This window comes from Streptomyces sp. NPDC092296 (genome assembly GCF_044755465.1).
GTDB lineage: Bacteria > Actinomycetota > Actinomycetes > Streptomycetales > Streptomycetaceae > Peterkaempfera.
Map to the genome: position 1 here is coordinate 308,406 of NZ_JBIVRB010000005.1, position 12,759 is coordinate 321,164.

Consider the following 12,759-nt stretch of genomic DNA (forward strand, 5'->3'; position numbering starts at 1 on the left):
GTGCCCGCCTCAGTTCACGTTGAAGACGGGGCTGAAGCCGTCGGAGGGGAGGTTCAGCTCCTTCACCAACTCGTCGAGGTTGTCGGCGTCCGCACCCGCTGCGGGACCGCAGATGACCTGGGCGTTGGTGCCGATGTACGAACCGCCCAGGAAGGGCTGCTTCTCCAGCTTGCGGATCGCCATGTCCATCGCGATCCGGGAGAGGATCAGGTCGTTCCCGGCACTGGCACAGGTGGCGTCGCCGGACTTGAGCAGCGAGTAGACCTCGGGAGTGAAGTAGTAGGAGGCGGTGCGCACCTTGTCGCTCAGGCCCCGCTCCTTCAGCACGCCGTGCGCCGCGTCGGCGGTGGTGGCGCTGCCGAGGATGTAGTCCATTCCGGGGTACGCCCCGAGTGCGTTCTCGACCAGGTTGAGCTGGGCGTCCTTGCCCGTGTCGCCGTACTTGGTGCCGAGTACCTTGACGTCGCTGCCCTCGGCCTGCTCCTTGAAGCAGGACATCAGCTGCTCCAGCGAGCCGACGCCGGCCGGGCCGGGGAACCACACCCCGTTGACCGGCTTGCCCTGCTCCTTGAGGTGCCTGGCCAGGCTGCCGCCCAGCGTGCAGTAGTCGAACAGGGCGCGTCCCTGGACCTTCTTGCTGGTCACGCCGTTGACGGCGTCGATCACCACGACGCCCTGGTTGACGATCTCCTCGATCTTGGGGTTGAGCGCCTCATTGCTCACCGCGCCGATCAGGACCGCGTCCGCGCCCTGCGCCACGCAGTTGGAGAGCTGGTCGAGCTGCTTGCTCACCTCGGTGTAGCCGCCGGCCTCGTAGACCTGGAGGTGGACTCCGGTGCGCCTGGCCTCGGCCACCAGGGCTTCGTCCTGGCCCACCCAGTACGGGTCCTTGACGTGCGGCAGCAGCGCGCAGATCGACCACTTGCCCTTGATCTCGGCCTTCGGCAGCGGGGTGTAGACCCCGGGGGTGCGCTTGCCGTCGCAGCCGGGGGTCGCACAGTCGATGACCTGGACGGGAACCGCCCAGTCGGGCGCGGTGGCCGCCCTGCGCAGCGCGTCGGGTGTGTTCTTCGCGGGGTCCGCGGAGAGGCCGTCGACCTCCTGCGGCGCGGCCACCGCCGCGGGGCCGTCCTCGTCCGCCGCCGTCTGCTCCTGCTGCTGGGTGCAGGCCCCAAGCACCAGTGACAGTGCCGCCGTCGCGCTGATCGCCACGGCTCTTCCATGTCTCCGAACACTGACTCGCATTGCTGTGATCCACCTCTTCGTCGAAGGGTCCGGGGCCACCTGGGGAAAGTCGCTCCCCGCAGGGCGGGTGTCTTGCATGCACCGGAGGCCTTGGCGGTGATCGACCGCAGGCGCGGGGCGCGGAGCATGACGCGCCGACAGCGTCTCCGGGAGCCGGCCACACGGCACCTGCGCTCGGGAACCCGGTGGTCTCCCGCCGCTACCGCGACCGATGTGCTCCGGGCTGCCCCGGGAGCTGCTGCCTTGCGTCATGGAGTCAAACATGGTCGACTGTCTTGGTCAAGGGTCCAGGTCGAATGTCCATGTGGCAGTCGGCAGCGTGGCCTGGGAGAGCGGAACACGCCGCCGAACGGACATCTCGAAGTGCTCTGCGCAGCAGGTGAGTTCGGCCCACAATCTGGGGGGATGACGTCCCACCCGGACGCCCCACCCCGACGCCCCACCCCGACGCCCCACCCCGACGCCCTGACGAGAAGCGAGGCAGCGTGCGAGTCCCAACAGCTGAACGACGACAGCAGCTCATCGAGGCCGCCGTCGAACTGATGCGGCGCAACGGGGTCGACGCGGTGACCCTGCGGGCCATCGCCCAGGAGGCCGGTGCACCGCTCGCCACGCTCCACTACTGCTTCCGCGACAAGGACGAGCTGATGCGTGCCGCCGCACAGCACTGGCTGGGCCAGTTCATGCAGGACTCCATCCCGGAGCGGCTGCCGCTGGAAGCGGGCCTGAGGGCGACCGTCCGGCGGATCTCCGAGGCGTTCTGGGCCTCGCTCCGGGCCGGTTCGGAGGACTTCCGCGCCCAGATCGAGCTGGTGACCTGGGCGGTGCGCGGCGGGATGCACCCCATGCTCGCCGAGTCGATGTACGCGCACCATGAGGAGAAACTGGGGGAGGTGTTCGCGGCAGCGCTCGAAGCCGCCGGGGAGCAGTCGTCCGTCGACCCCGGCATCCTGGCCAGGGGCTATGTCGCCGCCCTCGACGGGATCACCTTGCAGTTCGTCGCGGAGCCGGAGAACCCCCGTCTTCCCGAGGTGTTCGACCTCATGATGGAGTCGCTGCTGACGCAGGCCGAAGTCTGAACGGGAAGACAGCAATCAGCCGGGCAGTCGGCCGACCTCGAAGGACCCGGTCGGCCGGCTGCCCGTGCGGGTGCGCTTCGGCGCAGCGGGAAAGCCAGCCGAGGGGGCGGACGCTCCCTCGCCGCCACGGCCTGAGCGACCCGGCCGAACGTTCCGGTCACGCCATCAGGCGAGTTGCGGCGCGACCTCGGCGGCGATCCACTCCAGCGCCTCCCCGACATGCTCCGCCGCGACGGGCAGCCAGAGGGTGCAGGCAGTGAGTCCCGCCTCGGCGAGCTTCCCGAGGTCGTCGGTGACGCTCGCTGCGGTGGGCACGGCGCCGCCGAGTGGCCGTCCCGGTGGCGGTACGGCCGTGGGGATGCCGGGCGGGGTGAGGAACGCGCTCGACGCGAGGACGAGGCGGTCGGCGTCCGCCGCGTCAGCGGCGAGTTCGCGCAGCCGGCGCCGCACGTCGGTGACCTCTGCGGCGTCGGCGCCGCTGCCGTACCAGCCGTCACCGAACCGCAGCGCGCGGCGCAGGGCGGCGTCACTGTGGCCGCCGACCCACACGGGCGGGCCGCCGGGGGTGACCGGAGGCACCCCCGGGTGCGCGGCGCGCAGGGTTGTGAACGGCCCGTCGAAGTCTGCGGGGCGCCGGGTCCACAGGGCCTTGGCGGCAGCGAGGTGGTCGTCGGTGCGTGCGCCGCGTTCGCGGGTGGGGACGCCGACGGCGTCGAACTCGTCCGGGTTCCAGCCGGTGCCGACGCCCAGGATCAGGCGGCCACCGGACACGACGTCCAGGGTGGCCGCCTGGTTGGCGAGCACCAGCGCCGGGTAGTACGGCGCGACGAGTACGGAGGTCAGCAGCCGCAGGCGCGTCGTGGCGCCCGCGACGGCCGACAGCAGCACGAGCGGGTCGGTGTCGAGACCTGACCCGCTGTCCAGCAGCCGGTTGCCGACCGCGACGTGGCAGAAGCCCAACTCCTCGGCCCGGCGGGCAGCACGGAGCACACTGCCTCCGTCGTCGAGCGGCCAACGCGGCTGTAGCGAGACACCGAGGCGCAGCAGGGGCATGGGGGTGACCTTTCGGCAGCGGTCAGCGGCGGCGACAGGGCGATCACCCGACAGCCCCGTCGCCACACCCCAACTCCCGTACCGCCTCGCTTCATCCCGCTGGGCGGCAGGTCGCCCCTCGGAGCGTGCGCTGGGGTCAAGGCATCACGGCCGGGTGTCAGACGATCGGGAGCCGTCCGGACCGGGCCAGGCGGAGCACAGTGGTCCAGGTCATCGGGCGGCGCTCGCCGTGGCCGCCGCGCAGGCCCTCACGCAGGCCGGCGAACCAGGTCCGGAGAGCCGTGCGGGAGCGGATGCGGGCGACACTGATCAGGGTCCAGGCAGCGAGGTAGAGCGGAATCAGCGGGGCGGGCAGCCGGCGGTAGGCGACCCAGACCCGGTTGCGGGCGACCAGCCGGAGGTAGAGGGCGTGGCGGGCGGGGTCGGTGGCAGGGTGGTGGATGACGATGTCGGGGGCGTACCAGCCGGTGCGCCCGAGGTCCCAGATCCGCCAGCTCAGGTCCAGGCCCTCGTGGTAGAGGAAGAAGCCGCCGGGCCAGCCGCCGGCCCGGTCGTAGTCGTCGCGGCGGATCAGGACGACGCCTTCGGCCATGACGGTGACGGTCCCGGGCCGCGTGGGGTCGCCGGCGCGCAGCCGCGGAACCCAGCGGCGCACGGTGACGCCGGTCCGGGGGTCCGCGATGCGGGGTTGGATGTAGGCGGCCTCGGGGTGGCGGCGTGCCTCTTCGACGAGACGGGCGAGCGTGTCCTGCGCCGGCAGAGAGGCGTCATTGTCGTAGAAGAAGAGGAACTCCCCGGCGTGCAGCCCGCCGAGGGCGTCGGCGCCCACGTTGCGGCCCTGGGGAATCCCGACGTTCTCCGGCAGGGCGACGGTCTGGACGCCGTCGGGGACATGGTCGGGCTCGCAGCCGTTGCCGACTATGACCACCCGCAGGTCGACGCCGCGCTGGGCGAGGAGCGAGTCCATGGCCTTGGGTAGCTCCGCCGGGCGGTCGTTCATCGTGAGCACCACCGCGTCGACGGTGGGCTTGGTGCTGTTCACAGCGTCTCCGGGGCAAAGAGGGCGGCGGGGTGGGTGAGGTGCCGGACTACGGTGACAAGGTGTCACATCACCATGAGTAGGTGTCAGGTCACCACTGTGCACCCATGAACCATGCTGGTGTCAAGTAGCTACTTTGTTTGGTTGACGTCGACTTTGCCCGCAGTGCCTCCGGGCGGGCAGACTGGCCCCCTGCACAGACCCTGGGAGGCATAGCAGTGCCCGCCAACCTGAATCCGACCGTCCGCCAGCGCCGTCTGGGCCGCCGGTTGCGCCAGTTGCGGTCGATGGCCGGCATGACCCATGCGGAGATCGCGGAAGTCCTGGAGTGCGGGGAAGCCAAGATCGCCCGGATCGAGAAGGGCCACAGCGGAATCCGGATAGCCGAACTCCGCCTGATGCTCGACGCCTACCGGGTGACGGATCACACCACCAGGGAGCAGATAGAGAGTCTTTCCCGGGAGTCCCGCCAGCGAGGGTGGTGGGCCAGGTATCCCTCCCTCGCTCCGACGTACGCGGACTACATCGAGCTGGAGACCGAGGCGTCGGACATCTACACCGTGGAGACGTCCCTCATTCCCGGGCTGCTCCAGACCCCGGCATACCGCGAGGCCGTCATCCGACTGCACGGCCCGGACGCGACGGACGCCTGGGTCGAGGCCCAGGTCAAGGTCCATGACGAGCGGCGGCAGCTCCTCGCCCGGGAGACGCCGCCCCGGCTGTGGCTGATCATGATGGAGAGCGTTCTCAACCATGAGGTGGGCGGCCCCGAGGTCATGCGGGAACAGCTCGCGTCGCTGGCCGGAGCGTCCTCCGCGACCAATGTCGAGTTGCAGATCCTGCCTGCGGAGTCGGCCCTGAACGCCTGTCTGTTCGGGCCATTCGGCATCATGGCGTTTCCGGCGGCGGCGGAGACGGACATCGTCTACATGGACTCGCTTCTCAGCACCGTCTATCTGGAGGACGCTGAAGAAGTGCAGAAGTACACGACACTGTTCCGCAGGCTCAACGCGGAATCCCTCTCCGTCAAGCAGTCGTCGCTCCGAATCCAGCAGGCACTAGAGAGAATGGTGACCAGATGAACCCCCTCAGCAACGCGTCCGCGACCGGCTACCGGTGGCGGAAGTCGTCGTACTCCGGCGCCAACAACAACTGCGTCGAGGTGGCCGACGGCCTGGCGGCCGTCCCGGTCCGTGACTCCAAGGACCCCAGCGGCCCGGCGCTGGTCTTCGGCGCCGACGCCTGGGCCGCGTTCATCGCGGCGGTGAAGGCCGACCGGTTCCCGGCCGCCTGACTGACTGCCCCCGCCCGTACGCGGCGCGGGGGCGGGTGCCCGGCTGGTCGCCCAGCCCGCGCACCTGTCCACCGGCCCTCCGACGGCGTCCCCGACCGGAGTTGCGGCCCCCCTCCGCCGGAGGGGGGCCTGCTTGTGCCGTGGCCCGGTTCGGTCGACCAGGGTTGGCCAGATCGAACGCCCTTCGCGATCGGCCCCGTTCTCTGTCGGAGTGTGCGGTGTTGGCGGGTGACAAGCCGGCCGGCGTGTCCTGGCACGTCAGCAGCGGCTTCAGCGGCAGTGGGAGCAACCTGGCCTTGACAGCCTCCGCTGCGAGCCGGTCACGGTACCGCTGTCGGCCCCGTACTGCTGCGCGTGCGGCTTGAGCTACGTTGGTCGCATGTCAGGAGAGTCTCCAGAGCTGAGAGCCTCGCATGCGGATCGGGACCGGGCTGTGGACGTCCTGCGACTGGCTGCCGGAGACGGCCGTCTCAGCATTGACGAGCTCGAAACGCGTCTGGAAGCCGCGCTTTCCGCCCGGACCGTGGGTGAGCTCGCCTCGCTGACATCCGATCTGCCGACCGCCGTGCAGGCCAAGGAAGTGATCCGCATCGACCAGCGCTTCGGCTCGCTGGAGCGTACGGGCCGCTGGGCGGTGCCGCGGCGGATCGAGATGGTGCCGCACTTCTGCCATGTCACCCTCGATTTCACCGAAGCGGTGGTCGCTTATGACAGCCTGCGGATCGACATGGACATGGAGGGCCGAAAGCTGGTCCTGGTGACCAAGCCGGGCATGGTGCTGGACGCCGACGCGCTCGTCGTGGAGTACGGCAAGGCCAAGCTCCGGCCGCGCGACGAGTCCGGCGCGCCGGTCCTGTTCCGCATCGAACTGGTCGGCAGGATTCGCCATGGCCGGGTGGTGGAGCGGTTCACTTCGCCCACGCCTTCACCACGGCGTGGACCCCGGCGGTCCGGCGGCAGCGCGGGTCCGTCCTGATATTCCAGCCGTAGCGCGTGATTCGGCCGGCGGGGGCTGCTGCGCGGCTCTGTAGCGCGGCGGGGGCCGGCATCGGGAGCGTGTGGTCCGCCAGGGCGTTCATCGCCGCCACCGAGCGCCTGTCGAGCCCGGTCGATGGGCGGGCGCCGGTGGGACGGACATCGTCTCGCTGAGGTCGCGCAGCTCGGGGGCGGCGGTGATGCCGTGGCCGCAGTGTTCGCGGAGCCGGTCCGCGTACGCGCAGTGCGGCTCGATGAAGAAGGTGAGCAGGTGTGGCGTCGCGAGCATCCGACGCCGCACCATCGGCGGTACGACCAGCGCCACGGCGCGGTGCTGGGTCCCGGCGGCGTCCACCGTGGTGACCTCGCCCCGGATGGCGACGGCGAGGGGCCCCGGCAGACCCTGTAGCCCTCGTGGATCGCGAACCACGGCACCGTCTCCTCCCCGGCCCGCACGCCGCTGATGTCGTCGGCCCGGACCGGCGGCGGCGAGGGGCGGGCCGGTGCGCAAGGGGGGCGGATGACCGGGTGTGCGGCCCCGTGCGTCGGAGTGGGGCGAGTTCGACCACAATGGGGCCGTGCGCTACGGCATCCTCGGTACCACCCAGGCTCATCGCGACGACGGCACTCCGGTTCCGGTCGGCGGTGCGCGGCTGCGCGCGCTGCTGGCCGCGCTGGCCCTGCGGCAGGGCAGACCGGTGCCCGCCGACGTCCTGGTGGAGGAGGTCTGGGACGGCGACCCGCCGCAGGACGGACCCGGGGCGCTTCAGACGCTGGTCGGCCGGCTGCGCCGCGCGCTCGGCCGGGAGGCGGTCGGCTCCGGGCCGGAGGGGTACCGGCTGCTCGCCGCCGCCGACGACATCGACCTGGGCCGGTTCCAGCGGCTGGTAGGGGAGGCGGAGCAGGCCATGGGGGCCGGCCACGCCGAGCAGGCCGCCGGGCTGCTGCGCGAGGCCCTGGCGCTCTGGCGCGGCCCCGCGCTGGCCGACCTCCCCGACCGGGCGGCCGCCGCCGCCCGCTGCGAGGCCCAGCGGCTGGCCGCGCTGCGCCGCCGGATCGCCGCCGAACTGTCCCTCGGCCGCGCCGCGCAGCTGGTGCCGGAGCTGGAGGAGCTGAGCCGCGACAACCCCTTGGACGAGCAGCTGCACGCCCTGCTGATCCGGGCACTGCGCGCCGAGGGCCGGACCGCGCAGGCCCTCCAGGCGTACGAGGTGGCGCGCCGCGCCCTGGCCGACGGGCTGGGCGCCGACCCCGGACCGGAGCTGCGCACCCTGCACCGCGAACTGCTGCTGCCCCCGGGCCGGACGCCCGCGCCGTCCCCCACACCGGCAGCGATACCGGCACCGGCACCCGCCGGTGCCGTACCGCCCGCAGGCGGCAATCTGCGGGCCCGCCTCACCAGCTTCGTCGGCCGTGAGACCGAGCTGACGGCACTGGCCGACACCCTCTGTGCCGCCCGACTGATCACCCTCACCGGCCCCGGCGGCTCCGGCAAGACCCGGCTGTCGCTAGAGGCGGCCCGGAAGCAGGCCGCCGCCGGACGGTGGCCGGACGGCGTCTGGATCGCGGAGCTGGCCCCGCTGGACGACCCGGCCGCCGTCCCCGGCGCGGTGCTCTCCGCGATCGGCCTGCGTGAGACCGTACTGCACCACGGCAAGGTCTCCGACGCGCTGGAGACCCGGCCCGCCGACCCGGTGCAGCGGCTGGTCGAGCACTGCGCCGAGCGGCGGATGCTGCTGCTGCTGGACAACTGCGAGCACCTGGTGCAGGCCAGCGCCGAACTGGCCGACCGGCTGCTGACCGGCTGCCCGGGAGTGACCGTACTGGCCACCAGCCGCGAGCCGCTGGGCGTCCCCGGCGAGACCGTACGGCCGGTCGACCCGCTGCCCGACCCGGCGGCGCTGCGGCTGCTGGCCGAGCGCGGCGCGGCGGCCCGGCCCGGCTTCGACCCCGGGCAGGACCCGCAGGCCGCCGCCGAGATCTGCCGCCGTCTGGACGGCCTGCCGCTGGCCATCGAGCTGGCCGCCGCCCGGCTGCGCGGTATGACGCTCCGTCAGGTGGCCGATCGGCTGGACAGCCGGTTCCGGCTGCTCAGCAGCGGCAGCCGCACCCTCCAACCCCGCCAGCAGACGCTGCGCGCGGTGGTCGACTGGAGCTGGGACCTGCTGGCCGAGGACGAGCGGGCCCTGCTCGCCCGGCTGTCGGTCTTCGTCGGCGGCTGCACCCTGGAGGCCGCCGAGCAGGTCTGCGCGGACGGCACCGAGGTGGCCGAGGAGGAGGTCGCCGGGCTGCTGCTCTCCCTGGTCGACAAGTCCCTGGTGGTGGCCGACCTGGACCACGACGGCGGCCCGGCGCGCTACCGCATGCTGGAGACCATCCACGAGTACGCGGACGAGCGGCTGACCGAGGCCGACGGCGACGCCCGCCGACAGGTCAGCGAGCGCCACATCCGCTTCTTCCGCGAACTCGTCCGCACCGCCGAACCGCTGCTGCACGGCCCCGAGCAACTGCGGGTACTGGCCCGGCTGGAGCGCGAGCAGGACAACATCCGGGCCGCGCTGCGCCGCGCGATCGAGACCCGCCAGGAGCACGAAGCGCTCTGCCTGGTGATCGGCATGGGCTGGTTCTGGGCACTGCGCGACTACGGCACCGAGGCCGTCGGCTGGTGCGAGGCGGTCGGTGAGCTGGGCCCCGACCCGCTGGCCGCCGACCCGTACGCCGCCGACCCCGACGGCACCGCCCCCGCCCCGCTGGCCGTCGCCCCGCCCTGGGAGCCCGCCGTCGCCCTGGAGGCCCGGCGGCAGGTACGGCTGTACCGGCTGCTGGCGGGCTTCGAGGACTCCATGGCCCAGGCCCGCGAGGCGGAGGTGGCCGAGGACGGCCGGCGCCTGCTGGCCGCGTACCCGCCCGAACTGCCCCGCTCCTCCCGCTCACCCGCCGCGATGCGCATCATGGTGCTGCTGATGACCGGCCAGATGGACCGGATGCCCGACCTGATGGACCAGCTGGTGGACGGCGCCCGCCGGTACGGCAGCAGCTGGGACCTGGCCCTCGTCCTGCAACTGCGCGCCAAGCTGACCAACGACCGGTGCGGCGGCCTGGCGCAGGCCGCCCGCGACAGCGACGAGTCGCTGGAGATCTTCGAACGGCTCGGTGACCGCTGGGGGATCTCCGAGACGCTCTCCGCGCGGGCCGAGGCGGCCGGGATGCGCGGCGAGTACGCCGAGGCCGCCGCCAGCTACGGCCGGGCCATCGAGCTGGCCGAGGAACTGGGCGCCCGCCAGGAGGTGCCGATCCTGCGGGTGCGGCGCGGCGAGGCGCTGCTCGGCATCGACCCGGCGGCGGGGGAGCGGCTGATCGCCGAAGGGGTGGAGCACGCGCTGCCGCAGGGCAGGACCGGCGCGCCCGCCACCTTCTTCGGCCGACTGCTGCTGATGATGCTCGCCGCCCGGCGCGGCGAGCAGGAGCGGGCCCGCGAACTGCTCGGCCTGCTGCGAGCCAATGCCTCGGTCATGGGACCGCTGGGCCCCGAGGTCTTCGACGGGCTGCTCAGCGCGGCCGAAGGGTGGCTGCTGGGGCGCTTCGGGCGGCCGGAGGAGGGCGTGCTGCTGGTCCGCCGGGGCATCGCCCGCATCCGCGCCGCCACCGGACCGGCCGGCTGGTTCGCGAACATGATCGTGGTGCTGCTGTTCTCCCTCGGCGCCCATGTACTGGCCCGGCTCGGCGCCCAGCAGGCAGCCGCCGGGGAGCAGGCACCGGAGGCCGCCCGCCGCGCCGCCGCCCTGCTCGGCGCACACCAGGCGCTCAGCGACTCGCACCACAGGAACTTCACCGAGCGGCTGGAGCTCGCGGAGTCCGAGCAACTGCTGCGCACCCTGCTGGGCGACGCCGGGTACGAGGCGGAATACGCCCGTGGCGGCCGCCTCGACACCGAGGAGGCCGCCACGCTGCTGGACACCGACCCGCGCTGAGCGCCGGGGCGCCGCCGGTCAGGTCCGCTTGCGGAACCGGGCCACCGCCAGCGGCGCCGTGACGGCGGTGATACCGATCGACCAGGCCAGCACCATCAGCACCGGGTGGGCCAGCGGGCCGCCGTTGAAGAGGCTGCGGGAGGCGTCGGCGAGCGCCGAGAGCGGGTTGACCTTGGTGAACGCCTGGAGCCAGCCGGGCATGGTGCTCGGGTTGGCGAAGGTGGAGCTGCCGAACTGGAGCGGCATGATCACCAGCATGGAGATGCCCTGCACGGCCTGGGCGCTGCGCATTGCCATGCCCAGCAGCATGGAGACCCACACCATCGCGGAGCCGAACAGCAGCGACAGGGCCACGGCGGCGATCACCTGGACCGGCCCGGTCTGCACCCGCAGGCCGAGCAGCATCGCGAACCCGATCAGGATCACGAAGGAGACCAGCCCACGGCAGGTCTCGGCCACCAGCTTGGAGATCAGCACCGAGGCCCGGCCGATCGGCAGCGTACGGAACCGGTCCATCACCCCGGTGTTGAAGTCGGTGTTGAGGCCGGTGCCCACCGCCATCGCCAGGTTGATGCCGGTCTGGCCCAGCAGGCCGGGCACCAGGTACTGGATGTAGTCGTGCTGGTTCCCGGACAGGGCGCCGCCGAAGACGTAGACGAACAGCACCGTGAAGATGATCGGCATCAGCAGCGCGTCGAACATCGACTCGGGGTCGGCCTTGATCCGCATCAGGTTGCGCCGGGTCAGCGCGCCGATGTGGCGCAGCTGGGCGCGGGGGCCGATCCGGCCGTCCTCGCGGACGGTGGGGACGGCGGCGGTGGCGACTGCGGCGCTCATACCGCGTACTCCTTCTCGGGGGCGGCCTCGGGGGCCGACTCGTGCTCGTCGTCGTCGGCAGTGGCGGCGGCAGCGGTGGCGGCAGCAGCGGTGGGGGCGGCAGCGGCCTGCTTGGACTGCCCGGTGATGGCCAGGAACACCTCGTCCAGGCTGGGCAGCCGGGTGTCGATACCGGCGATGCCGAAGCCCCGGCTGCCGAGCACGCCGACCACGGCGGTCAGCTGCTCCTCACCGGCGGCCGGCACCGAGAGCAGCCCGGTCTCCCGGTCGACGGCGGCGCCGCGCAGCCCGGCCTCGGCCAGGCAGCGGGCCATCTCCGGCAGGTCCTCCGCGCGGGCCGGGCGCACATGGAGGGTCTGGCCGCCCACCGTGGCCTTGAGGTCGGCTATCGCGCCGGCGGCGATCACCCGGCCCCGGTCGATCACGGTCACCTCGTGGGCGAGCTGCTCGGCCTCCTCCATGTACTGCGTGGTGAGCAGCACCGTGGCGCCGTCGGCCACCATCCGCTGGACCTCCTCCCACACCTCATTGCGGGTGCGCGGGTCCAGGCCGGTGGTGGGCTCGTCCAGGTAGAGCACCCGGGGACGGCCGATCATGCTGGCGGCCAGGTCGAGGCGGCGGCGCATCCCGCCGGAGTACGTACGGGCGGTGCGCCCGGCGGCCTCGGTGAGCGAGAAGCGCTCCAGCAACTCGGCGGCGCGGGCCTTGGCGTCGCGGCGGGACAGGTCGAGCAGCCGGCCTATGAGGTAGAGGTTCTCGTACCCGGAGAGCATCTCGTCGACGGAGGCGTACTGGCCGGTGAGCCCGATGGCGCGGCGCAGCTGCTTGGGCTGCCGCAGTACGTCGTAGCCGGCCACGGTGGCGGTGCCGGCGTCCGGCTTGACCAGGGTGGACAGCACCCGGACCAGGGTGGTCTTGCCTGCGCCGTTGGGGCCGAGGACGCCCAGGACGGTGCCTCGGCGCACCTGGAGGTCCACCCCGTCGAGGGCCCTGGTGGACCCGAAGGTCTTCACGATGCCGCGGACCTCTACTGCGAGGTCCTGTGCGGTGGCGGTCGGTGTCATGGCTCAAGGATGTCCGACCGGACTGACAGCTCACCGGCATCCCGCTGTCACCGCTGTCACCCCGCTGTCACCCCGCTGTCAGCCGGTCGCCGGCGTGGTCGGGGAACGCGGTGGTGCCCCGGGGATCGGCCTGGGCCGATCCCCGGGGCACCGGGGTCATGCGGGGTGGTGCGGGGTGGTGCGGGTCAGCTGGCGGTGCAGG

General features: G+C 72.4%; 11 protein-coding genes. 5 read left to right on the forward strand and 6 right to left on the reverse strand.

Features of this window, described 5'->3' with window-relative positions:
- Window positions 1-9: 9 nt before the first annotated feature.
- Window positions 10-1,212, reverse strand: coding sequence for a TMAO reductase system periplasmic protein TorT (gene torT, locus ACIQGZ_RS16340; RefSeq protein ID WP_402602352.1), 1,203 nt, complete (start codon window positions 1,210-1,212; stop codon window positions 10-12).
- A gap of 518 nt (window positions 1,213-1,730) precedes the next feature.
- Here torT and ACIQGZ_RS16345 point away from each other — a divergent pair.
- Window positions 1,731-2,324: a TetR/AcrR family transcriptional regulator gene (locus ACIQGZ_RS16345; RefSeq protein WP_402602353.1), complete on the forward strand. Its 594-nt coding sequence runs from the start codon at window positions 1,731-1,733 to the stop codon at window positions 2,322-2,324.
- 165 nt (window positions 2,325-2,489) lie between these two features.
- Here the strand turns inward: ACIQGZ_RS16345 and ACIQGZ_RS16350 are convergent, their stop codons facing one another.
- Both ACIQGZ_RS16350 and ACIQGZ_RS16355 read right to left on the reverse strand, forming a co-directional pair.
- Window positions 2,490-3,377, reverse strand: a complete 888-nt coding sequence (locus ACIQGZ_RS16350; protein ID WP_402602354.1) for a TIGR03619 family F420-dependent LLM class oxidoreductase — start codon at window positions 3,375-3,377, stop codon at window positions 2,490-2,492.
- Window positions 3,378-3,534: 157 nt separating this feature from the next.
- Window positions 3,535-4,377: a glycosyltransferase family 2 protein gene (locus ACIQGZ_RS16355; protein ID WP_402602388.1), complete on the reverse strand. Its 843-nt coding sequence runs from the start codon at window positions 4,375-4,377 to the stop codon at window positions 3,535-3,537.
- Window positions 4,378-4,634: 257 nt separating this feature from the next.
- On the opposite strand from ACIQGZ_RS16355, the gene ACIQGZ_RS16360 reads away from it, so the two are divergent.
- The 3 genes from ACIQGZ_RS16360 to ACIQGZ_RS16370 all read left to right on the forward strand — a co-directional run bounded on the left by ACIQGZ_RS16360 (window position 4,635) and on the right by ACIQGZ_RS16370 (window position 6,686).
- On the forward strand, window positions 4,635-5,498 hold the full coding sequence (locus ACIQGZ_RS16360; protein ID WP_402602356.1) for a helix-turn-helix transcriptional regulator: 864 nt from the start codon (window positions 4,635-4,637) through the stop codon (window positions 5,496-5,498).
- Window positions 5,495-5,710 (forward strand): DUF397 domain-containing protein, encoded by a 216-nt coding sequence (locus ACIQGZ_RS16365; protein WP_402602357.1) that lies wholly within the window; start codon window positions 5,495-5,497, stop codon window positions 5,708-5,710. Before ACIQGZ_RS16360 ends, ACIQGZ_RS16365 begins: the two co-directional genes overlap by 4 nt.
- A 379-nt stretch (window positions 5,711-6,089) precedes the next feature.
- Window positions 6,090-6,686, forward strand: a complete 597-nt coding sequence (locus tag ACIQGZ_RS16370) for a DUF1707 domain-containing protein (protein ID WP_402602358.1) — start codon at window positions 6,090-6,092, stop codon at window positions 6,684-6,686.
- A 99-nt stretch (window positions 6,687-6,785) separates the two neighbouring features.
- Here the strand turns inward: ACIQGZ_RS16370 and ACIQGZ_RS16375 are convergent, their stop codons facing one another.
- Window positions 6,786-7,115, reverse strand: coding sequence for a hypothetical protein (locus tag ACIQGZ_RS16375; RefSeq protein WP_402602359.1), 330 nt, complete (start codon window positions 7,113-7,115; stop codon window positions 6,786-6,788).
- Window positions 7,116-7,263: 148 nt separating this feature from the next.
- On the opposite strand from ACIQGZ_RS16375, the gene ACIQGZ_RS16380 reads away from it, so the two are divergent.
- A complete protein-coding gene (locus ACIQGZ_RS16380; protein ID WP_402602361.1) occupies window positions 7,264-10,656 on the forward strand; it encodes a BTAD domain-containing putative transcriptional regulator in 3,393 nt (1,130 codons plus the stop codon).
- A gap of 18 nt (window positions 10,657-10,674) precedes the next feature.
- Here the strand turns inward: ACIQGZ_RS16380 and ACIQGZ_RS16385 are convergent, their stop codons facing one another.
- Together ACIQGZ_RS16385 and ACIQGZ_RS16390 are read right to left on the reverse strand one after the other, a co-directional pair.
- A complete protein-coding gene (locus tag ACIQGZ_RS16385; protein WP_402602363.1) occupies window positions 10,675-11,493 on the reverse strand; it encodes an ABC transporter permease in 819 nt (272 codons plus the stop codon).
- Window positions 11,490-12,557, reverse strand: a complete 1,068-nt coding sequence (locus tag ACIQGZ_RS16390) for an ATP-binding cassette domain-containing protein (protein ID WP_402602365.1) — start codon at window positions 12,555-12,557, stop codon at window positions 11,490-11,492. Before ACIQGZ_RS16390 ends, ACIQGZ_RS16385 begins: the two co-directional genes overlap by 4 nt.
- Window positions 12,558-12,759: the final 202 nt, after the last annotated feature.